General features: G+C 69.4%; 22 protein-coding genes and 2 tRNA genes. 5 read left to right on the top strand and 19 right to left on the bottom strand.

What is annotated here, in order from left to right; translation table 11 throughout:
- Positions 1-65 precede the first annotated feature (65 nt).
- The gene (locus OG373_RS25780) at positions 66-1,115 is read left to right on the top strand and encodes a rod shape-determining protein (protein ID WP_405440615.1); all 1,050 of its coding nucleotides are present in this window, start codon (positions 66-68) and stop codon (positions 1,113-1,115) included.
- A 24-nt stretch (positions 1,116-1,139) separates the two neighbouring features.
- On the opposite strand, the gene OG373_RS25775 is transcribed toward OG373_RS25780, so the two are convergent.
- Positions 1,140-2,288, bottom strand: coding sequence for a sensor histidine kinase (locus OG373_RS25775; RefSeq protein WP_405440614.1), 1,149 nt, complete (start codon positions 2,286-2,288; stop codon positions 1,140-1,142).
- 260 nt (positions 2,289-2,548) lie between these two features.
- Complete coding sequence (locus tag OG373_RS25770; protein ID WP_405440613.1) at positions 2,549-5,170, bottom strand: valine--tRNA ligase; 2,622 nt, start codon at positions 5,168-5,170, stop codon at positions 2,549-2,551.
- 127 nt (positions 5,171-5,297) lie between these two features.
- Here OG373_RS25770 and OG373_RS25765 point away from each other — a divergent pair, with 127 nt between their 5' ends.
- Entirely contained in the window at positions 5,298-6,239 is a 942-nt protein-coding gene (locus tag OG373_RS25765) for a hypothetical protein (RefSeq protein WP_405440612.1), read from the top strand.
- A gap of 75 nt (positions 6,240-6,314) precedes the next feature.
- On the opposite strand, the gene clpX is transcribed toward OG373_RS25765, so the two are convergent.
- The 5 genes from clpX to OG373_RS25740 all read right to left on the bottom strand — a co-directional run bounded on the left by clpX (position 6,315) and on the right by OG373_RS25740 (position 11,003).
- Positions 6,315-7,601, bottom strand: coding sequence for an ATP-dependent Clp protease ATP-binding subunit ClpX (clpX, locus tag OG373_RS25760; RefSeq protein ID WP_301371147.1), 1,287 nt, complete (start codon positions 7,599-7,601; stop codon positions 6,315-6,317).
- A 153-nt stretch (positions 7,602-7,754) separates the two neighbouring features.
- Positions 7,755-8,423, bottom strand: coding sequence for an ATP-dependent Clp protease proteolytic subunit (locus OG373_RS25755; protein ID WP_389114005.1), 669 nt, complete (start codon positions 8,421-8,423; stop codon positions 7,755-7,757).
- A 55-nt stretch (positions 8,424-8,478) separates the two neighbouring features.
- Positions 8,479-9,096: an ATP-dependent Clp protease proteolytic subunit gene (locus tag OG373_RS25750; protein ID WP_030026957.1), complete on the bottom strand. Its 618-nt coding sequence runs from the start codon at positions 9,094-9,096 to the stop codon at positions 8,479-8,481.
- Between the two features lie 276 nt (positions 9,097-9,372).
- Positions 9,373-10,761: a trigger factor gene (tig, locus tag OG373_RS25745; RefSeq protein ID WP_397728909.1), complete on the bottom strand. Its 1,389-nt coding sequence runs from the start codon at positions 10,759-10,761 to the stop codon at positions 9,373-9,375.
- A 165-nt stretch (positions 10,762-10,926) separates the two neighbouring features.
- Positions 10,927-11,003, bottom strand: a tRNA-Pro gene (locus tag OG373_RS25740).
- Between the two features lie 168 nt (positions 11,004-11,171).
- Between OG373_RS25740 and OG373_RS25735 the strand changes: the two genes are divergently transcribed.
- A tRNA-Gly gene (locus tag OG373_RS25735) sits at positions 11,172-11,242 on the top strand.
- 69 nt (positions 11,243-11,311) lie between these two features.
- Here the strand turns inward: OG373_RS25735 and OG373_RS25730 are convergent.
- The 12 genes from OG373_RS25730 to OG373_RS25675 all read right to left on the bottom strand — a co-directional run bounded on the left by OG373_RS25730 (position 11,312) and on the right by OG373_RS25675 (position 18,721).
- Positions 11,312-12,487, bottom strand: a complete 1,176-nt coding sequence (locus OG373_RS25730) for a tyrosine-type recombinase/integrase (protein ID WP_405440610.1) — start codon at positions 12,485-12,487, stop codon at positions 11,312-11,314.
- The gene (locus tag OG373_RS25725) at positions 12,487-12,693 is read right to left on the bottom strand and encodes an excisionase family DNA-binding protein (RefSeq protein ID WP_405440609.1); all 207 of its coding nucleotides are present in this window, start codon (positions 12,691-12,693) and stop codon (positions 12,487-12,489) included. Before OG373_RS25725 ends, OG373_RS25730 begins: the two co-directional genes overlap by 1 nt.
- Entirely contained in the window at positions 12,686-14,062 is a 1,377-nt protein-coding gene (gene repSA / locus OG373_RS25720; protein ID WP_405440608.1) for a replication initiator protein RepSA, read from the bottom strand. The genes OG373_RS25725 and repSA overlap by 8 nt, the downstream gene beginning before the upstream one ends.
- A complete protein-coding gene (locus OG373_RS25715; protein WP_405440607.1) occupies positions 14,059-14,379 on the bottom strand; it encodes a hypothetical protein in 321 nt (106 codons plus the stop codon). The genes repSA and OG373_RS25715 overlap by 4 nt, the downstream gene beginning before the upstream one ends.
- A 5-nt stretch (positions 14,380-14,384) precedes the next feature.
- Positions 14,385-14,567 (bottom strand): hypothetical protein, encoded by a 183-nt coding sequence (locus tag OG373_RS25710; RefSeq protein ID WP_405440606.1) that lies wholly within the window; start codon positions 14,565-14,567, stop codon positions 14,385-14,387.
- 90 nt (positions 14,568-14,657) lie between these two features.
- A complete protein-coding gene (locus tag OG373_RS25705; protein WP_405440605.1) occupies positions 14,658-14,978 on the bottom strand; it encodes a hypothetical protein in 321 nt (106 codons plus the stop codon).
- Positions 14,979-15,001: 23 nt separating this feature from the next.
- The gene (locus OG373_RS25700) at positions 15,002-15,160 is read right to left on the bottom strand and encodes a hypothetical protein (protein WP_107084747.1); all 159 of its coding nucleotides are present in this window, start codon (positions 15,158-15,160) and stop codon (positions 15,002-15,004) included.
- A 16-nt stretch (positions 15,161-15,176) separates the two neighbouring features.
- The gene (locus tag OG373_RS25695; RefSeq protein ID WP_150519628.1) at positions 15,177-15,368 is read right to left on the bottom strand and encodes a mobile element transfer protein; all 192 of its coding nucleotides are present in this window, start codon (positions 15,366-15,368) and stop codon (positions 15,177-15,179) included.
- A gap of 9 nt (positions 15,369-15,377) precedes the next feature.
- Positions 15,378-16,025, bottom strand: a complete 648-nt coding sequence (locus OG373_RS25690) for a DUF2637 domain-containing protein (RefSeq protein ID WP_405440603.1) — start codon at positions 16,023-16,025, stop codon at positions 15,378-15,380.
- 77 nt (positions 16,026-16,102) lie between these two features.
- A complete protein-coding gene (locus OG373_RS25685; protein ID WP_405440602.1) occupies positions 16,103-17,461 on the bottom strand; it encodes an FtsK/SpoIIIE domain-containing protein in 1,359 nt (452 codons plus the stop codon).
- A 2-nt stretch (positions 17,462-17,463) separates the two neighbouring features.
- Positions 17,464-17,802: a hypothetical protein gene (locus OG373_RS25680; protein WP_161288439.1), complete on the bottom strand. Its 339-nt coding sequence runs from the start codon at positions 17,800-17,802 to the stop codon at positions 17,464-17,466.
- A gap of 139 nt (positions 17,803-17,941) precedes the next feature.
- Positions 17,942-18,721, bottom strand: coding sequence for a GntR family transcriptional regulator (locus OG373_RS25675; RefSeq protein WP_405440600.1), 780 nt, complete (start codon positions 18,719-18,721; stop codon positions 17,942-17,944).
- 18 nt (positions 18,722-18,739) lie between these two features.
- Between OG373_RS25675 and OG373_RS25670 the strand changes: the two genes are divergently transcribed.
- Together OG373_RS25670 and OG373_RS25665 are read left to right on the top strand one after the other, a co-directional pair.
- A complete protein-coding gene (locus tag OG373_RS25670; RefSeq protein ID WP_405440599.1) occupies positions 18,740-19,210 on the top strand; it encodes an NUDIX hydrolase in 471 nt (156 codons plus the stop codon).
- Positions 19,211-19,221: 11 nt separating this feature from the next.
- Positions 19,222-19,698 carry a hypothetical protein gene (locus OG373_RS25665; RefSeq protein ID WP_405440598.1) on the top strand — a complete coding sequence of 159 codons (477 nt, stop codon included), beginning with the start codon at positions 19,222-19,224 and terminating at the stop codon, positions 19,696-19,698.
- The last annotated feature ends 45 nt before the right edge of the window (positions 19,699-19,743 follow it).

Below are 19,743 nucleotides of genomic sequence, written 5' to 3'. Positions count from 1 at the left end.
GGACCTCCGGCGGCCGGAGCGACCGGATCGTTATGCAAGCCTTGCGGCAGGAGATAGGGGAATAAATGCCGCAGGCCAGCAGCAACAAGACAGCATCCAGCCGCGACATAGGGATCGACCTGGGCACCGCCAACACCCTCGTCTACGCGCGGGGGCACGGAATCGTCCTCAATGAGCCGTCCGTGGTCGCCGTGAGGGCGGGCACCACCACCGCCCTGGCCGTCGGCGCGGACGCCAAGGAGACCATCGGCCGCACCCCGGGCTCCATCACCGCGATCCGCCCTCTCAAGGGCGGCGTGATCTGCGACTACGAGGCCGCCGAGGAGATGATCCGGCACTTCGTCCGCAAGGCGGTCCCGGGCCGGCGGCCCCGCACCCGGATGGTGATCTGCGTGCCCTCCGGCGTCACCCCGGTCGAGCGGCGGGCCATCGTCCAGGCGTCCACCCGGGCCGGCGCCCGGGCCGTGCACCTCATCGAGGAGCCGATGGCCGCGGCGATCGGCGCCGGGCTGCCCGTGGCCGAACCCCGTGGCTCCATGGTCGTGGACATCGGCGGCGGCACCTCGGAGGTCGCCGTCATCTCCCTGGGCGGCATCGTCACGTCCCGGTCGCTGCGGGTCGGCGGGGACCGGCTCGACGCGGCGGTCATGGACCACGTACGCAAGGAACACGGGCTGCTCATCGGCGAGCGCACCGCCGAGGACGTCAAGCTGGGCCTCGGCTCCGCCTGGCCGGTCCCCGACCGGCCGGAGCTGGAGACGCGCACCTTCACCGTGCGCGGCCGCGAGCGGGTCGGCGGCATGCCCAAGACCCTCACGCTGACCGCCCCGGACGTCCGGGCCGCGCTCGACGAACCGATCGAGGCGATCATCGCGGCCGTGCGCACCACCCTGGAGGAGTGCCCGCCGGAGCTGTCCGGCGACGTGATGGAGCACGGCATCGTGCTGACCGGCGGCGGCGCGCTGCTGCCCGGCCTGGACCTGCGGATGGCCTCGGCGACCGGCATCCCGGTCTTCGTCGCGGACGACCCGCTCGACTGCGTGGCGCTGGGCACCGGCCGGTGCGTGGAGGAACTGGACGCCCTGGGGGGCCTGCCGGCCCCGGCGAAGGCCTAGAGACGGCCCAGGGGCAGGTGCAGGTCAGCCGCGCGGGAGGGTGGCCACGACCTCGTACGTGTCCCGCGTGCGCGTCGCCGTCAGGGTTCCGCCCAGGCTGCGGACGCGCTCGGACATGCTCGCCGTGCCCGAGCCCGCCGAGACGGGGGCCCGGCCCGGGGTCCGGGCCGGCAGGGCATTGCCGACGGCGATCCGCAGCCACGGGCCGTCCGCCGTGATCGACACGTCGATGGTCTCGCCGTGCGCGTGCTTGGCCGCATTGGTCAGGCACTCCTGGACCACCCGGTAGACCGCCGCCTGCCGCAGCGGCGACAGCGCGTGCGCGTCCTCGTCCATGGCGAGCCGGACGGGTGATCCGGCCCGCCCGCTCTCCTGCGCGAGCGCCGCCAGCCCGTCCACGCCCGGGGTCGAGGCCCGCTCCCCGCGCTGCACGATGATCTCGTTGAGCACCAGGTGGGCCCGGCGCGCGGTGTCGGCCAGCTCCTCGAAGTCCGGCCCGTACGCCGTCTCGCGCGCCCGCATCGAGAGCACCTCGGAGCGGACCGTGAGCAGGGTCAGCTCCCGCCCGACGAAGTCGTGCACGTCACGGGCGACGGAGGTGCGCTCCTGCTGGACGGCCTGGAGCACGGCGGACTCGGCCCGCCGCGCGGTCAGCTCCCCCACCAGGTCGTGCCGGTAGGCGGCGATGCCCACCGCCGAGGCGAGCACCCCGATCGGCACGACCAGGCTGAGGAAGCCGCTGAGGGTCTGCCCCTGCGGCTCGGGCCAGCCCGGCAGGACGAACATCACCAGCGCGAAGGCGACGTACCCGAGCGTGGCGAGGATCCCGGCCCGGCGCCCCCGGTAGCGGCCGACCGAGTAGAGGGCGAACTGGATCAGGGTCAGCTCGTGCAGCCACCCGATGAGGAGCAGCGCGGCCAGGTACGAGATCCAGGGCTGTCGGCGGCGCACCAGCAGGGTCGAGCAGCCCAGGGCGAGGACGACGGCGGCGGCGGGACCGCTCAGCGAGTTGTCGGCGGCGGCGAGGCCCGGCAGGTCGAGGGCCATCAGGCCGAGGCAGCCCAGCGCGGTGAGCACGTCCACGGCCCGCGGAGACCCGGCCCAGCTCTCGGCGAGCCGACGGCCGGAGGCCACCAGCCGGTCGAGGGCCGGGACGACGGGCTTGACGCGCATGCACTCCATCATCCGTGGTCGGCGTCCCGGTTCGGATGGCCCCAGAACGAAAAACGGCGTGATTTCGGGCACTTCGGACAGGCTTCGGGTCCCTGTGCCCGGCGGCGGTGCAGGGCGGCCCGCGCTGATCCGGGCGGGGGCCGGCGACCGTCCGCTGTGACGCCGGCCCCCGCCCGGGGAAGGCATACGGGGAAGGCCCCCACGTCGACCGACGGCGTGGGGGCCTTCACCTGTGCGTACCTACGGGGCGCTACCGGGTGCTACGCGGCCGGCAGGCCGTCCAGCTGCGCCCGGAGCCGGGCGATGTCCGCCTCGGCCTTGGTCAGCCGTCCCTTGATCTTGTCCACGACGTTGTCGGGGGCCTTGGCCAGGAAGGCCTCGTTCCCGAGCTTCGCCTCGGCCTGCAGCTTCTCCTTCTCTGCGGCGCCGAGGTCCTTCGTCAGGCGCTTGCGCTCGGCCTCGACGTCGATCGTGCCCGACAGGTCGAGAGCCACCGTGGCGCCGGCGACCGGGAGGGTCGCGGAGGCGCTGAAGGCGTCGCCCTCCGGCTGGAGGCGCAGCACCTGGCGGATGGCCGCCTCGTGCGCGGCGAGCGCCGTACCGGACAGGTCGAGACGGGCCGGCACCTTCTGCTTGTCGTCGAGGCCCTGTTCCTTGCGGAACCGGCGGACCTCGCGGACGAGGTTCTGGACGTTCCCGATCTCGGTCTCGGCGGCCTCGTCACGGAAGCCGCTGTCCTTCGGCCAGTCGGCGATGACGAGCGACTCGCCGCCGGTCAGCGTGGTCCACAGCGTCTCGGTGACGAAGGGGACGACCGGGTGGAGCAGCCGCAGCATGACGTCGATGACCTCACCGAGGACGCGGCTGGAGACCTGGGCCTGCTCGCCGCCCGCGAAGAAGGTCGTCTTCGACAGCTCGACGTACCAGTCGAAGACCTCGTCCCACGCGAAGTGGTAGAGCGCCTCGCTGAGCTTCGAGAACTGGAAGTCGTCGTAGTACGCGTCGACCTGCGCGACCGTCTTGTTCAGGCGGGACAGGATCCAGCGGTCGGTGGCCGACAGCTGCTCGACCGGCGGCAGCTCGCCCTCGATCGTGGCGCCGTTCATCAGCGCGAAGCGCGTGGCGTTCCAGATCTTGTTGGCGAACTTGCTGGACGCCTGGACCCAGTCCTCGCCGATCGGGACGTCGGTGCCGGGGTTGGCGCCCTTGGCCAGGGTGAAGCGGACGGCGTCGGAGCCGTACTTGTCCATCCAGTCCAGCGGGTCGACGACGTTGCCGAAGGACTTCGACATCTTCTTGCCGCGCTCGTCGCGGACCAGACCGGTCAGCGCGATCGTCTTGAAGGGGACCTCGCCGTCCATGGCGTACAGGCCGAACATCATCATCCGGGCGACCCAGAAGAAGATGATGTCGTGGCCGGTGACCAGGACGTCGGTGGAGTAGAACTTCTCCAGGTCCGGGGTCTTCTCCGGCCAGCCGAGCGTGGAGAACGGCCACAGGCCGGAGGAGAACCAGGTGTCGAGGACGTCGGTGTCCTGGGTCCAGCCCTCGCCCGTCGGCGCCTCGTCGTCGGGGCCGAGGCAGACGACCTCGCCGTCCGGGCCGTACCAGACCGGGATGCGGTGGCCCCACCACAGCTGGCGCGAGATGCACCAGTCGTTGAGGTTGTCGACCCAGTCGAAGTAGCGCTTCTCCATCTCCTGCGGGTGGATCGCGACACGGCCGTCGCGGACCGCGTCACCGGCGGCCTTGGCCAGGGTCTCGACCTTGACCCACCACTGGAGGGACAGGCGGGGCTCGACGGTGGTGCTGCAGCGCGAGCAGTGGCCGACGGAGTGCAGGTACGGACGCTTCTCCGCGACGATGCGACCCTGCCCGCGCAGGGCGCCGACGACCGCGGAACGGGCCTCGAAGCGGTCCAGGCCGAGGAAGGGGCCGTGGACGGTGATGACACCGTGCTCGTCCATGATCGTCATGTTGGGCAGGTTGTGGCGCTGCCCGATGGCGAAGTCGTTCGGGTCGTGGGCGGGCGTCACCTTGACGCAGCCGGTACCGAACTCGGGGTCGACGTGGGTGTCCGCGACGACCGGGATCGAACGGTCGGTGAGCGGGAGCTTGATGAGCTTGCCGACCAGGTGCTTGTAGCGCTCGTCGTCCGGGTGGACGGCGACGGCCGTGTCACCGAGCATCGTCTCGGCGCGGGTGGTCGCGACGACCAGGCTGTCCTCGCCCTCGCCGTACCTGATGGAGACGAGCTCGCCCGCGTCCTCCTGGTACTCCACCTCGATGTCGGAGATGGCCGTCAGACAGCGGGGGCACCAGTTGATGATGCGCTCGGCCCGGTAGATCAGGCCGTCGTCGAAGAGCTTCTTGAAGATGGTCTGGACGGCCTTGGACAGGCCCTCGTCCATGGTGAAGCGCTCACGGGACCAGTCGACGCCGTCGCCGAGACGGCGCATCTGGCCGAGGATCTTGCCGCCGTACTCTTCCTTCCACTGCCAGACCCGCTCGACGAACTCCTCGCGGCCCAGGTCGTGGCGGGACTTGCCCTCCTCGGCGAGCTGCTGCTCGACCTTGTTCTGGGTGGCGATACCGGCGTGGTCCATGCCGGGCAGCCACAGCGACTCGTAGCCCTGCATCCGCTTGCGACGGGTGAGGGCGTCCATGAGCGTGTGCTGGAAGGCGTGGCCCAGGTGCAGGGAGCCGGTGACGTTCGGCGGCGGGATGACGATCGTGTACGGGGGCTTCTCGCTCGCGGGGTCGGCCGTGAAGTAGCCACGCTCTACCCAGCTCTCGTAGAGCTTCCCCTCTACGGCCGCCGGGGCGTACGCGGTCGGCAGTTCGGAGTCGGGGCTGCTGGGTGTCTGCGTGTTCTCGGTCACGGGGCACAGTTTAGAGCGGTAACAGTCCAGTCATGAAACCGGTATTCCCGGGGCCCGGGGCCCTGACCGCCCCGGGCTTCCGTCAGGATGTGAGAAACGTATAAGCAACCTCATTGGGGGACGCGGGATGAGCTACAACCAGCCAGGGCCCTACGGGCAGCAGCCTCAGCAGCCAGGACCGTACGGGCAGCAGCCCCCGCCGCCGGGACCGTACGGCCAGCCCGCCCCCCAGCCCAACCCGTACGGCCAGCCCGGCCAGCCCCCGGCCCCGCAGCCGGGCTACGGCTACCCGCAGCAGCCGGGCGTCCCCCCGCAGGGATACCCGCAGCAGCCGCCGACCCCGGCCTACGGCCACCCGCAGCAGCAGCCCCCGTACGGCGGCCAGCCCCCGAAGAAGTCCAAGGCCGGCGTGATCATCGGCGTGGTCGTCGCGGTCGCAGTGATCGCGGGCGGCGGCTGGTACCTCCTGGGCGGCGGCGCGGGCGGAAACATCTCCGCCGACACCAAGGGCTACAAGCTGGTGGCCCCGGAGTCGGTGGACGACTTCAAGAAGGACCCGAAGTACAAGGACAAGCCCTTCACCGACGAGGACAAGAAGGAAGCCGAGGCGGCGGGCGTCAAGAACGCGACCCAGGTGGGGATGACCTACGCGGCCGGCGACCCGAAGAACCCGCTGGCGACCAAGGGCCTCAACTTCTCCGGCGTCTACGGCGAGGTCGCCGACCCGGAGAAGGCAGTGGACGGGTACTTCGCCAAGGCCAGGATGGAGGCCGCCAAGGACGGCAAGTCCGATGTGCAGCTCCTCGGCAGCCCCAAGACGATGTCCCCGGCCAACTTCAAGGGCGCCGTGATGAAGTGCCAGGACATCAAGTTCACTTCGAAGGACACGAGCACCAAGGGGCCCAAGGAGGCCACGCTCCCCTTCTGCGTCTGGGGTGACTACAGCACCCTGAGCATGGTCAGCGCCTCGGACGTGGCGTCCATCCTGGCCGGCAAGCCCGGCTACACCCAGGAGCAGACCGCCGAGCTCGCCGCGAAGCTCTACAACACCGCCCGCGTCAAGAAGTAACCGCGCGCGGCACACGCAGAAGGGGCGCCCCCGGCCGGGGGCGCCCCTTCTGCGTATTGCTCTACGGCCGGTCGGTCAGGCCGACTTCTCGTGCGGGCCCTGGTCCTTCGGGACGATGCGCGGGACCAGCGTCGGGTTGACGTTGGAGCGGACCACGTCCGAGGTGATGACCACGCGGGCCACGTCCTTGCGGGACGGGACCTCGTACATCACCGACATCAGGACCTCTTCCATGATGGCGCGCAGGCCGCGCGCGCCCGTCTGGCGGAGGATGGCCTGGTCCGCGATGGCCTCCAGCGCCTCGCGCTCGAAGTCCAGCTCCACGCCGTCGAGTTCGAACAGCCGCTGGTACTGCTTCACCAGCGCGTTGCGCGGCTCGATGAGGATCTGGAGCAGGGCCTCGCGGTCCAGGTTGTGCACGGAGGTCAGCACGGGGAGGCGGCCGATGAACTCGGGGATCATCCCGAACTTCACCAGGTCCTCCGGCATGACCTCCTGGAACTGGTCACTGGCCTCGATCTCGCGCTTCGAGCGGATGGTCGCCCCGAAGCCGATGCCCTTGGCGCCCGCACGCGACTCGATGATCTTCTCCAGGCCGGCGAAGGCGCCGCCCACGATGAAGAGCACGTTCGTCGTGTCGATCTGGATGAACTCCTGGTGCGGGTGCTTGCGGCCGCCCTGCGGCGGTACGGAGGCGGTCGTGCCCTCCAGGATCTTCAGCAGTGCCTGCTGCACGCCCTCGCCGCTCACGTCGCGCGTGATCGACGGGTTCTCGCTCTTGCGGGCCACCTTGTCGATCTCGTCGATGTAGATGATCCCGGTCTCGGCCTTCTTGACGTCGTAGTCGGCGGCCTGGATCAGCTTCAGGAGGATGTTCTCGACGTCCTCACCGACGTACCCGGCCTCCGTCAGCGCCGTCGCGTCGGCGATGGCGAACGGGACGTTCAGCATCCGGGCGAGGGTCTGCGCGAGCAGCGTCTTGCCGGAGCCCGTGGGGCCCAGCAGCAGGATGTTGGACTTCGCGAGCTCGATCGCGTCGTCCCGGCCCTGTGCGCCGCCGTTCTCGCCGGCCTGAACCCGCTTGTAGTGGTTGTAGACCGCTACCGAGAGCGCCTTCTTCGCCGGCTCCTGGCCGACGACGTAGCTCTCCAGGAACTCGTAGATCTCACGGGGCTTGGGGAGTTCCTCCCACCGGACCTCGGAGGTCTCCGCGAGCTCCTCTTCGATGATCTCGTTGCAGAGGTCGATGCACTCGTCGCAGATGTACACACCGGGTCCTGCGATGAGCTTCTTCACCTGCTTCTGGCTCTTTCCGCAGAACGAGCACTTGAGCAGATCGCCGCCGTCACCGATGCGTGCCACGAGGTGCTTCCCCTTCGCCTGGGAGACGCCTGGTTCAGCGCTCCTGGTGCCTCATATCCGACGGTACCTTGCCGGGGGCCCCGAGCGGGGCCCCCTTGACGTGGTTCACATCGCCCAATCCGGGGACGTGCTCACGCCAACTGGTGGCAAGGATCAGGCCTTGCTGCTCTTACGGGTGGAGATGATCTGGTCGATCAGCCCGTACGCGAGCGCGTCCTCGGCCGTGAGGATCTTGTCGCGCTCGATGTCGTCGCGGATCTTCTCGATCGGCGTCGTCGAGTGCTTGGCCAGCATGGTCTCCAGCTGGTCACGCATGCGCAGGATCTCGTTGGCCGCGATCTCCAGGTCGGAGAGCTGCTCACGGCCGGTGCCACCGGAGGGCTGGTGGATCAGCACGCGGGCGTTCGGCAGGGCCATGCGCTTGCCGGGGGTACCGGCGGCGAGCAGGACCGCGGCGGCGGAGGCCGCCTGGCCCATGCAGACCGTCTGGATGTCCGGCTTCACGAACTGCATCGTGTCGTAGATCGCCGTCAGCGCGGTGAAGGAGCCACCGGGGCTGTTGATGTAGATCGAGATGTCGCGGTCCGGGTCCATCGACTCCAGGCACAGCAGCTGCGCCATGACGTCGTTGGCGGACGCGTCGTCGATCTGCACGCCGAGGAAGATCACGCGCTCCTCGAAGAGCTTCGCGTACGGGTCGTACTCGCGCACGCCCTGCGAGGTGCGCTCGACGAAGCGCGGGATGACGTAGCGGTTGTCCACCTGCGGGCCGGTGTAGAGGCTGCTCGCGGAGAAGTTGTTCTGCATCTGGGTGTTCACCATCCTGGTGGCGTTCTGCGGGCTGTCGGCTGCGGGGTACTGACGGTGGGTCCCGGGATCAGGCCCCGGTGCCGCCGCCGCCCGGAACGTTGGACGCTGCCGAGATGATCTCGTCGATGAGGCCGTAGTCCTTGGCCTCCTCGGAGGTGAACCAGCGGTCGCGGTCACCGTCGCGGATGATCGCCTCGACGGTCTGGCCCGAGTGGAACGCGGTGATCTCGGCCATCCGCTGCTTGGTGCGCAGCAGGTACTGGGCCTGGATCTTGATGTCCGACGCGGTGCCACCGATACCGGCGGAGCCCTGGTGCATCAGGATGTCGGTGTTCGGCAGGGCGAAGCGCTTGCCCTTGGCGCCACCGGTGAGCAGGAACTGGCCCATCGAGGCCGCCATGCCCATACCGATCGTGACGACGTCGTTCGGGATGTACTGCATGGTGTCGTAGACGGCCATACCGGCCGTCACGGAGCCACCGGGGCTGTTGATGTAGAGGTAGATGTCCTTCTCCGGCTCGGCGGCCAGGAGCAGGAGCTGCGCGGTGATCTTGTTGGCGATGTCGTCGTCGACCTGCTGGCCGAGGAAGATGATGCGCTCGCCGAGCAGCCGGTTGTAGACATGGTCGCCGAGGCCGCCACCGATGGACGGCTCACCCGCGGCGTAAGGCTTCAGATTCGTCACGTATCCACCTGCTCGTCTCCGACGGCCATGTGCCGTCTCAGCGTCTCGTTCTGGGGCCCGGTCCGGCCGGAGCGGACGAGTCCGCCGGCGCCCGGGTACTCACGTGCCCTCGTATTCATGGACCCTAACGCGCAGGTAGGACAACGCCATCCCGCTTCCCGAACTGTTCGCTCGGAGCGCAAGGTCCGCGGGCCTTACAGGGAGCGCGCCGAAGGGCCCGGACGCGACGGCGTCCGGGCCCTTCGGGGCACTGCTCAGTGGGCTTCGCCCGGGGTGTTACTTGGCCTCGTCGGCCTTGACCTCGTCGTCGCCGTCAACGGCGGCCTCGACGGTCTCGACGGCCTGCTCCTCGTCCTCGTCGGACAGGTCCACGACCTCACCGTTGGTGTCGACGACCTTGGCGGCCTCGACGACGACCGCGAGGGCCTTGCCGCGGGCGACCTCGCCGACCAGCATCGGGACCTGGCCACCCTCGACCACGGCCTGGGCGAACTGGTCGGGGGACATGCCGGAGGAAGCGGCGCGGCGCATGAGGTGCTCGGTGAGCTCCTCCTGGTCGACGCCCAGCTTCTCCTTGTTGACCAGCGCGTCGAGGACGAACTGGGTCTTGATGCCCTTGATCGCCTGCTCGGAGGTCTCGGCGTCGAACTCCTCGACCGTCTTGCCCTGGAACTCCAGGTACTTCTCGATGGTCAGACCCATCTGGCCGAGCTGGTGGTGCTCGAGGTTGTGCTTGCGGGTCTGGACCTCGTCCGCGAGGAGCTTCTCGGGGATCGGGACCTCGACGAGCTCCAGCAGCTTCTCCAGGACGCGCTCCTGGGCCTGCGTGGCCTGGTCGTACTGCTTCATGTTCTCGAGGCGCTTGCGGCTGTCGGCCTTGAGGTCCTCGAGGGTGTCGAACTCGCTCGCCATCTGCGCGAACTCGTCGTCCAGCTCCGGGAGCTCCTTGGCGGAGACCTTGGTGACCTTGACGGTGACCTCGGCGTCCTTGCCCTCGGCGGAGCCGCCCTTGAGCTGGGAGGTGAAGGTGGCCTCGCCACCGGCCTCCAGGCCCGTGACGGCCTCGTCGATGCCCTCGAGGAGCTCGCCCGAGCCGATGGTGTAGGAGACGTCGGAGGCGACGCCGTCGGGCAGCACCTCGCCGTCGACCTTGGCCTCGAGGTCGATGGTGACGACGTCACCCTCGGCGGCGGCGCGCTCGACGTCCTTGGTGGACCCGAAGCGGCCGCGCAGCTGCTCGACGGACTTCTCGACGTCCTCGTCGGAGACCTCGATGGCGTCGACCTCGACCTCGATGCCGGAGAAGTCCGGGATCTCGATCTCGGGGCGGACGTCCACCTCGGCGGTGAAGGCGAGGATCTCGCCGTCCTTCAGCTCCGTGATGTCCACCTCGGGCTGGCCCAGCGGGTTCAGGTCGGCCTCGTTGACCGCCTCGGTGTAGAACTTCGGGAGGGCGTCGTTGACGGCCTCCTCCAGCACCGCACCGCGGCCGAAGCGCTGGTCGATGACGCGGGCCGGGATCTTGCCCTTGCGGAAGCCCTTCACCGTGACCTGCTGGTTGATCTTCTTGTACGCCGCGTCGAGGCTGTCCTTGAGCTCCTCGAAGGGCACCTCAACAGTGAGCCGAACCCGAGTCGGGTTCAGGGTCTCCACGGCGCTCTTCACGGTTCGGTCTCCTTGGTGGCTGACTGCTGGGGATTCTGCCGTCACGCTGTGATTCAGCGGTTCGGCGGACTTCGGCCCGGTACATCAGACACACGGGCACGCAGCTTGCATAGTAACCGCAAGCGGCAATCAGCCCACAACGCGATCTTGTGGAGACACTGCTGCTGGTCGGGGTGGCCGGATTCGAACCGACGACCTTCCGCTCCCAAAGCGGACGCGCTACCAAGCTGCGCCACACCCCGTCGGTGCGACACGTAGGGTACATGCCCGGGGACACTCTGATGCGCGGGGTTCCCCGAGGTATTTCGGGCAGGTCTCCGCCACGGCGCCGAATGTGGTGTGCACCCACCGGGAGCGACCCGCTAGGATGCTGTCCGTGCCGAGGTCCCCGGACCTGCGGCGCGCGCGTTGCGGGTGTAGCTCAATGGTAGAGCACTAGTCTTCCAAACTAGCTACGCGGGTTCGATTCCCGTCACCCGCTCTGAAGCGAAAAGGGCCAGGTCAGAGGACGTCTCCTCGACCTGGCCCTTCGCCGTTCCCGGGGCCCCGATCAGCCCCGCGTGCCCCCTGCGTGCCCCTTCCGCTGTGGATCTTCCTTCGTGCCCCGCACGCCCTTTTTCTTGCTCTGGCGGCTCTTCTTCACCAGTCCGCTCAACGCGTCGGCGATCAGCCGGTCCCGATCGGCACTCGCGTGTTGATAGATCAGCGCGGCGCGGGCGGTGCTGTGGCCCATGCGCGTCATCAACTCCCGCGTGCTGGCCCCCGTGGACGCGGCGAGCGTGTTCCCCGTGTGCCGAAGGTCATGGAAGTGAAGACCCTTGATCCCCGCTTCTCGACAAGCCTTGTGCCACAGCAGATTGAAGTGATTCCGGCGCGGGGTCGCCCCCTTGGCCCCGATGAACACGCGCCCGTCGACACCGGCCTCGGCGTACCGCTTCAGGTGCTCGTGAAGGTCCGGGAGGATCACGCCGGGAATGGAGACCGTCCTCTTTCCCGCGGCACTCTTCGGCGCCTTGATCTCCCGCTGTCCGTTGCTCAGCTCGGCCACGGACCGGCGAACCCGCACGGTTCGGTGCTCAAGGTCCACGTCCCGCCGGCTGAGCCCGATCAATTCGCCCCAGCGCAGCCCGAGGAATCCGGCCATGAGTACGAGGGCCCGGTAGCGCGGCTGAATCGCCTCGGCCAGCGCGTAGACCTCCTTTACCGTCGCGGTCGGCCGCTCCGGGGTGTGCACGGAGCTGGCGCCCTTGACCTGGCAGGGGTTCCGCCGGATCAGCTCATCCGACAGCGCCGTCCCCAGAACGGCCCGGAGCAGGGCGTAGGACTTGGCGACCGTGGTCGGGCCGGTGCCGGCGGCGAGCTTGTCGGCACGCCAGCTGCGGACGAGGGGCGGCGTGATCTCCGCCAGGTTGACGGCGCCGAGGGCCGGCTCCAGGTGGTGCTTGAGGAGAGAGGCGTACAGCTGCCGCGTGGTGCTGGTCAGCTCGCGTTCTTTGATCCAGGCGACGGCGTACGGCCCGAAGGCGACCTTCCCGGCGTCCGGGTCGCGCCAGTCGCCCCGGCGCATCTCGGTCTGCGTGTCGGCGAGCCAGTCGTCCGCGTCCTTCTTCGTACGGAACGTCTCGGGCGCGGGACGGAGCTCCCCGTCCGGTCCGAGGTAGCGGGCCTGGTACCGGCCGGACGGCAGCTTGCGGACCCGGCCGAACTGGCGGCGCTTCCCGGCCATCAGGCAGCCACCCCCAGGCGCCGACGGCGACGCGGCTCGACGGTGTTCGCGGTGATGTACGCCCGGACGGCGCTTTCCGGGATGCGCACGTGGCGGCCGACCTTCACGTACGTGATCCGCCGCTCCTCGACGAGGCGCCGGGGGAACCGCACGGTGGTGCCGAGCAGTTCGGCGACCTGGACGACGCTGAGGAAACGCTCATTCATGCTGCTCTCCTTGCAGGGCTTCGCGGGCGGTCTGGCGGTTCAGCTGAATGTCCCGGGCGATGCTGGCGGCGAGTACCGACTCCCCCGGGCTGTGTCCGTGGCCGGCGTACTGCCAGGAGGCGAGGACGAGCACCGTGTCCGGCTCGACGTCGTCCAGGCCGCGGGCTTCGCGTTCCTGGGCTGCGCGGTAGTCGGCGCGGGTCTGGCGGAGGGCGCCGAGGGTGGTGGAGTACTGGCGGGACTTCGTGGAGAAGTGGCCGCGGAAGCCGAGCATGTGCGACCAGGCGGTGAGGCGGCGGTCCGGGTACAGCGGGTCCAGGTCGAGGCAGGCCCCGATCAGGCGCGCGGTGTGGTCGGGGACGTCGAGGAGGACGAGGGCTTCGCGGTTGCCGATGCGGCGGTCGAGGGAGCCGGTGTTCTCTGCCGCCTTCGTCGCGTACTTGGCCACGTACGAGGCGACCGCCTGCTCTGTGATGTCGGAGCCATCCCCGAAGGCCTTGATGGGGCGCACGTCGAGCTGCGTGCCCCAGCGGAACGTACGGGCGGGCTGGTCGGCAGCGGCAGGGACGGACACCGAGGTGTAGGCGTGGGCGACGGCCGCGCGGATCGAGCGGTCGAGGAGTTCGGTGCTGGCCCAGGAGGGCGGCGGGCTGGTCGGGCCGGCGGGGCCGTCGATGCGGATGACGGCGTGGAAGTGGATGGCGCCGCGCTTCTGAAACTCGGCGACCTTGCCGTAGGAGATCCGGGCTTCCTCCTTCAGCTCGCGTTGGGTCCGTCCGGCGTACGCAGCGATCTCGCGGCGCAGGCGGGTCGTGAAGCGCTGCCAGAGCTGTCCGGCGTGGTTGTTGAAGAGGACGGCGGCGGCGTAGTCGTAGGTGGCCGGGTCGAGGGCGGTGCCGAGTTCAGCGGCGTCCTCCTGGTGGTGCTTGCCGCAGCGGCAGGGACGGCCGGCGGGGCGGTTGTGGACCGGGCCGAAGGACGGGGCGGTGAGGGTGGTGAAGACGCGGGGGTGTTCGCGGACGGTGGCGGGGATGTCGCGGCGGTCGTCTCCGGCGAGCCCGGCGCGGATCAGGTGGTAGGTGTCGCCGGAGTACGTCCAGGCGCAGGCGGGGCAGCGTGAGGCACGGCGGTTGCCGCAGGCGATGCGGAGGCGGGCGCCGGGTTCTTCGGCGGTGGAGTAGCGGTGCAGGGTCTCGCCGGTGGTCTTGTCCTTGGCAACGGTCCAGCCGGTGATGTGGATGGGGTCGGAGCAGCCGCCGGTGCGGCGGATCTGGTCTTCCCAGCGGGCGTAACCGGGAGCCCCGGCCACCCTCAGGATATCGCCGAGGAGGCCGGGGTCCAGGTCCGCGACGGTCGCGCGGTTGGTCACGCGCTCACCGCCACGGCCGGGGCGAACACCGTGAAGACCTTCAGAGTGATCCGGCCGAGTGGTGCAGTGAAGTGGAGTTTCCTCTCGCCCCTGAGGTCGGCGAGCTGCACGTTGTCGACTTCCGTGTACGTGGCCAGACGCCAGGCTTCGAGGTCGGCAGGGCTGTCGAGAAGGACGCTCGCCTCTGTGGGGCTGATCTGGCTGGTGGTGATGTAGGCGCCTGGCAGTGTCGGGTGGAGCTCCGCCAACTGCGCAAAGACCAGGAACGCGGCGGCCTGTGCGGTCAGCGGGTTCGTCATGTCGTTGTCCGGCAGCATGGCGGTCACCGCCCGGCCGAAGTGAAGACGGAGCGGAGGGCAAGGCGCTTGCCGGTGCCGTGGCAGGTCGGGCAGTGCGCGGTGATCGTGCGGAGGCGGCCGGAGCGGTCGCGGCCGCCGAAGGTGATGGCAACGGAGGCGTGGCCGGCGCAGTTCGCGCAGAGCTGTCCCGGAGCGTTCTGAGTCATGCTTGTGGTTCCTTCCGGATCTGTTGGTTCGGGCAGGAGCGCGGCGCCGGGACGGCGGAAACTTGGCGGTTGAGGCCGTCCCGGGGCCGGTCAACGGCTCTTGAACTCCTGGCGCAGGGCGCGGACGAGGAAGAGCAGGACGACGGCGCTGAGGGACAGGGCGACCGCGGTGACGGCGACGGCCAGGAGCAGCGAGACCGCTACAGAGGCCAGCGCGAGGACTCCGGCGACTCCGCCGGCGGCGAGGGCGAGCGCGGTTCCGGGCGAGTTGCGGACCAGGCCGCCGAGGGCAGTCGGAGCCTTGGCGGGGACCGGGGCCGGGGCGGGCACCACGTACTCGGTGGGCGCCGGGGCGGGGTGGATGGTTGCCGGGGTGTACGTGTCGGGGCTGGGGTACTTGGGCTTGAACACGGCTGTTCTCCTTCCGGGGCGGGCTACTTGTTGATCGCGGTGTCGATGGCGGGGGCGAGGAAGCTGTCCGCGAGGAGGAATCCGCCGAGGAGGATCACGGCGACGAGCCACCAGGGCGGGCGGATGAGCTTCACGCCGAGCACTCCGACGGCGAGGAGGGCGAACCAGAGCGGTACGTCCATGACGTGGCCTTTCAGGTCAGCTGACGCGGCAGCGGTGGGAGCGGGCGGCGAGCTGGGCGGCGGTCGAGGAGCTGTAGTCGGAGGACCAGCCGCAGGCGTCGGCGGTGCACACGGCGGAGTCCTTGGTGCGGCCGCGCCGGTCGCGGTAGGTGCCGATCTGAACGGGGCCGATCTTCATCAGTGAGCGGAAGTTGATGCGGGCGGGCATCGGGCCTCCTCAGGCGAGCTGGGCGGCAATGGCCTCAGCCATCGAGGACGGGACGCCGAGCCGGGCGCGCAAGGTCTCGGTGTCGATGTCCGAGCCGGTGCGGGTGCGGTGATCGGCGGCGATCTTCTGGGCGTGGGCGACGAGGGCGGGCGGAGCGGCGACCGCGGGTGCGGGTACCGGGGCCGGAGCAGGGAGTGCAGGAGCCGGGGCGGCCTGTACGCCGGGTTCTGTTTCCCGCTCGACCACGGGCCGGGGCGCCGGAGCGAGCTCCGGGTCGTTGGGCGGCGTAGGCCTGTGAACCAGGAGGGTGCCGCCGAGGAAGGCGAGCGCAGGCCATCCGGCGACGAGGATCCGGAGCCAGTCCGGGACGTCGCCCAGGTCGAGGAGGCCGGCGGTCGCGACGTTCGCGCCGAGCGAGGCCGCCAAGGCGACGGCGAACCAGGACCAGGCCGAGCGTGAGGGCTCCCCCGCTTCCCGCAGGGTGCGCAGGCGGTGCCAGGAGGCGACGAGGAGCAGGTCCACGCTGATCGGGTAGGCCCAGGCCTTCCAGCCGTGCTGTCCTGCGGCTTCGGCGAGGTCGTGGAGGTGGGCGAAGGAGAGGGCTCCGGCGATGACGGCCTGGACGAGGACAGCGTCCGGGCGGACCAGGCGGGTCATGGTCTTCACCTCGTTTCAGGCATGGGTGGGGTAGGGACGTGGCGCGAGAGGCCGCGCCGACCAGGTGGGGCATGTGCTTAGAAGGCACCCGCTGTAGCGCTCTTCGACTGGACCTTGCCAACGAGGACGCGCACGGGGAGCGCGGGCCGGAAGCGCTCCAGCTCCGGGATGCTCGGGGTCCGGTGCGCGTGGGCGTTGCAGGTGTCGACGGCCTGGCGGAGCGTGGTGTGCGGGGCCCGGATGCGGGACCAGCCGCCGGAGGAGTCACCGGCCACCGCCGTGCCGGGGCGGTCCTTGCCGATCTGGACGGCGGCGAGGACGGCGTCCGGGGAGATGTCCCCGAAGGCCATGTTCGCCGAGGTCTCGTCGTTGACGCGGTGGGCGGTGCGGCCGGTGAGTTGGGCGCGCAGCATGGTGATGCCCTTGCCGAGTTCGGAGCCGAAGCGTTGGCCGCAGATCTCCAGGTAGATGCCGGCGGCGCGGCCGAGCTGGGCGAGGCGGACGAGGTCGGTGATGATCTGGTCGCGCCGGGCTTCGTCTGCCTTGACCGCGGCGAGGGCGAGCTCCGCGACTTCGTCCACCAGGAGCACGACGGGTACGGGACGGAGGTGCGCGGGAAGGTCCCAGATATCGGCAGTGATCTCCGCATCGGGCAGCCCGACGCTGATGCGCTGTTCGGCCCGGATGACTTCGTAGACGCGGCCCATGTACTGGACGAGCGCGGCCAGCAGCTCGGCCGCTTCCACGGGGTTGTCGGCCAGGGCGGTGAACCGGGCAGCGAGCGGCGAGAGTTCCACGCCGTTCTTGCAGTCGATGCCGACTAAGGCGACGTTCCGCGGAGCGAGGCCGGCGACAAGCGTGCGTTGGTAGACGGACTTCCCGGATTGGGTCGCGCCGACGTTCAAGGCGTGCGGGACCTGCCGGTAGTCGCGGTGGTGAACCTCCCCGTCCTCCCGCAGGGCCACAGGGACCCGGAGCACGCCATCGGGGACGGCGGCCGGCATGCGCACCCGCTTGAGTACGTCGTAGCCGGTCATCCGCAGCTCTACGACGCCGGAGCGGATCTCTCGCGAGACGACGTTGTGGAGGGCGAAGGAGTGCCGTAGCCGGTCGGAGGAGGCGGAGAAGTCGAACGCGTCCTGTCCGGGCCGGAGTTTCAGCCGCAGGACCAGGCCGGTCGACGTGGGCCGCAGCCGCAGAATCCGCGGCGAACGGTCGTCGGGGGCGGGGCGGTTGGTGACCCGGGCGAGTGCCAGTCGCCATCGGGCGGGCGGGACGGTGAGCCCGCAGGCGTCCATCACCGAGCGGTAGCGGATCAGGACGCGGATCGTCGCGAAGGTGACCCCGAAGGTCAACCAGTACCAGGTGGGCCGCAGCCAGCGCAGGACGAGCGCGACGGCCAGGACCACCAGCAGCGTGACCCATAAGGCGTTCACGCTCAGCCCTCCTTGGCCAGCGAGGTGACGGCGACGGCGCGGAAGCTGATCCCGTGGCGCTTCTGGCCGTTGAACTCGTTCTCCCACGGCCGGGCGACCAGACCGGTCAGCGCGACCGAGGTCCCCATCACCAGGTCACCCGTGAGGCCCGGGGCCGGAACCACGATGGACAGGACTTCCGCCTCGCCGTTCGCGGCGAAGAGCACGTCCACCGTCATCATCTGGGCGCCCGTCTCGACATCGGTGGCGATCTCACCGGTACGGCGGTCCTTGATCTTCACGGTCGGGGGCTGGGCCACCATCACCAGGGCGGCGGACGTGTCAACGGGAATCTGACGCACAGCAGATCACTCCTCTATAGATGCTGGACTCCGTCACTCATGTATAGGAGTGACATGAAGAAGAGTGCCTGACTCCTATACATGAGTCAACCCGCCGCGAAGAGAAACTCACGGCGGGCTGCGAGGAGTTGAGTAGGCGTCAGTCGCGCGCGGGGATCCGGTACTCGAAGACGAACTGGTCAGCGGCCATGAGGGTGTCGCAGACCTCCACCACTCGGCCTTCCTCCGTGACGGCGTCACGGAGCAGGTGAACCACCGGGGCGCCGGGGCTCAGCGACAGCTCAGTTGCCTCAGCCTTCGCGGCCGGCCGGGCCTGGAGGGTCTCCACGTACTCGGCGAAGACATGACCATGGTCCTCCAGCCGCGCATAGATGCCGCCGGGACCGGGGTTCTCCGCGAACAGCTCGGGGATGTCCTTCACGACGTCCCAGGGCAAGTACGAGGTAGCCGTCTCCACCGGAGTCCCGTTACGGAAGTACAGCCGCCGCCGGGCCAGCACCTGAGTCCCCGCGGTGACCGCGAGCCGCTCCGCGATCTCTTCCGGCGCCTCCATGGGCCCGATGAACAGCACGCTCACCTTGGCTTCGGCCCCGGACTGGGCGGACTCGGCGAGATACGCGGCCCTGCCCTCCTGCCGGTGGGTACGCCGGAAACGGTCCGAGGACCGGTGTCGTACCGGCGGCCGGGCCTTCACCAGCGAGCCCTTACCGTGCCGCGTCTCCACCAGGCCGCTCGCACGGACCTCGACCATGGCCTTGCGGATCGTCCCGCCGGCCACGCCGTAGCGCTCCACGAGCTCCGACTCACTCGGCACCATGTCGCCGGGAGCCAGCACCCCGGCGCGGATCTGCTGGACGAGGTCGTCGGCGATCTGCACGTACCGAGGTACGGCCCTGCCACCTCCTACTGCGGTTCCCATAGTCCTTCTCTTCCTCCTATGCTCCTGTACATGAGTACGGGTTCCCCGCAGCACAAGTCAACGCCACTGCACTCCGTGTCCGTAGCCGGGGCAGTGCTGCGCGAGGACGGCCGACTCCTGGCGATCCGCCGAGCGGACAACGGGACTTGGGAACTGCCGGGCGGAGTACTCGAACTCACGGAGTCCCCGGAGGCCGGCGTACGGCGCGAGGTTCTGGAGGAGACGGGCATCCACGTCGAGGTAGACGAGCTGACCGGGGTCTACAAGAACACGTCCCGAGGCATCATCGCCTTGGTCTTCCGTTGCAAGCCGTCGGGCGGGACCGAGCGCACGTCGGATGAATCCACCGCGGTCGCTTGGCTCACCCCGGAGGAGGTGTCCGAGCAGATGTCCGAGGTCTACGCGATCCGCCTCCTGGACGCCCTGGACGATGCAGGCCCCCACGTCCGCAGCCACGACGGCCGCCAGCTGACCACAAGCACGTACTGAAAGAGACGCTCATGCCCGCGGATATCGCTCTGCACTTTGATCGTGTCCGCACCCGAGGAGCCCACAACGATCTCCGGCTACGCATCGGCTCCCATCAGCACTCATGCGATTCGTACTACCTGGCGCTCGATGGCTCGGCGACTGCCCCAGGCGGCCTCGGTGCGCGGCTCGCTCGGCTGCTTGAGCAGTGGGGCGCACAGATCATCGGGCTCAAGGATGTGGGCGGGACCGCCTACCTGCCGTACGACTTCTCGGACCAGTGCACAGCCTGGCTACGAGTGTCATCCGCAGACGGGCAGACTGCCCAGGTCCAGGCTGGATGGAGCCTGATCGAGGCCTGGGGGATCGAGCCCTCCAACTACCTGGCCACCGCGGCCGAAGTAGCGGACTTCGACCCGATCGCCAGTGCCCGCATCGAGTGCACGCTTACCGAACTTGCAGCGCACATCAACGCCAACCGAGCCACCCTTGCAGCCACGGGGCCGTAGCGCGGTAAGAGTTTCCCTACTTCATCAAGGCGGCTCGCTCCGCTC

Origin of the sequence: Streptomyces avidinii (assembly GCF_045161815.1) — a bacterium.
GTDB classification, from domain to species: Bacteria; Actinomycetota; Actinomycetes; order Streptomycetales; family Streptomycetaceae; genus Streptomyces; species Streptomyces avidinii.
The sequence above is the reverse complement of the archived record's forward strand: the minus strand, read 5'-3'. Positions and strand labels throughout refer to the sequence as shown.

What these genes read in the sequence shown, in the direction of transcription:
- OG373_RS25780 (WP_405440615.1), top strand. Translation starts at nt 66, where the DNA reads ATGCCGCAGGCCAGCAGCAACAAGACAGCATCCAGCCGCGACATAGGG.
- OG373_RS25775 (WP_405440614.1), bottom strand. Translation starts at nt 2,288, where the DNA reads ATGCGCGTCAAGCCCGTCGTCCCGGCCCTCGACCGGCTGGTGGCCTCC.
- OG373_RS25765 (WP_405440612.1), top strand. Translation starts at nt 5,298, where the DNA reads ATGAGCTACAACCAGCCAGGGCCCTACGGGCAGCAGCCTCAGCAGCCA.
- OG373_RS25755 (WP_389114005.1), bottom strand. Translation starts at nt 8,423, where the DNA reads ATGGTGAACACCCAGATGCAGAACAACTTCTCCGCGAGCAGCCTCTAC.
- OG373_RS25730 (WP_405440610.1), bottom strand. Translation starts at nt 12,487, where the DNA reads ATGGCCGGGAAGCGCCGCCAGTTCGGCCGGGTCCGCAAGCTGCCGTCC.
- OG373_RS25725 (WP_405440609.1), bottom strand. Translation starts at nt 12,693, where the DNA reads ATGAATGAGCGTTTCCTCAGCGTCGTCCAGGTCGCCGAACTGCTCGGC.
- OG373_RS25715 (WP_405440607.1), bottom strand. Translation starts at nt 14,379, where the DNA reads ATGCTGCCGGACAACGACATGACGAACCCGCTGACCGCACAGGCCGCC.
- OG373_RS25710 (WP_405440606.1), bottom strand. Translation starts at nt 14,567, where the DNA reads ATGACTCAGAACGCTCCGGGACAGCTCTGCGCGAACTGCGCCGGCCAC.
- OG373_RS25700 (WP_107084747.1), bottom strand. Translation starts at nt 15,160, where the DNA reads ATGGACGTACCGCTCTGGTTCGCCCTCCTCGCCGTCGGAGTGCTCGGC.
- OG373_RS25695 (WP_150519628.1), bottom strand. Translation starts at nt 15,368, where the DNA reads ATGCCCGCCCGCATCAACTTCCGCTCACTGATGAAGATCGGCCCCGTT.
- OG373_RS25690 (WP_405440603.1), bottom strand. Translation starts at nt 16,025, where the DNA reads ATGACCCGCCTGGTCCGCCCGGACGCTGTCCTCGTCCAGGCCGTCATC.
- OG373_RS25675 (WP_405440600.1), bottom strand. Translation starts at nt 18,721, where the DNA reads ATGGGAACCGCAGTAGGAGGTGGCAGGGCCGTACCTCGGTACGTGCAG.
- OG373_RS25670 (WP_405440599.1), top strand. Translation starts at nt 18,740, where the DNA reads ATGCTCCTGTACATGAGTACGGGTTCCCCGCAGCACAAGTCAACGCCA.
- OG373_RS25665 (WP_405440598.1), top strand. Translation starts at nt 19,222, where the DNA reads ATGCCCGCGGATATCGCTCTGCACTTTGATCGTGTCCGCACCCGAGGA.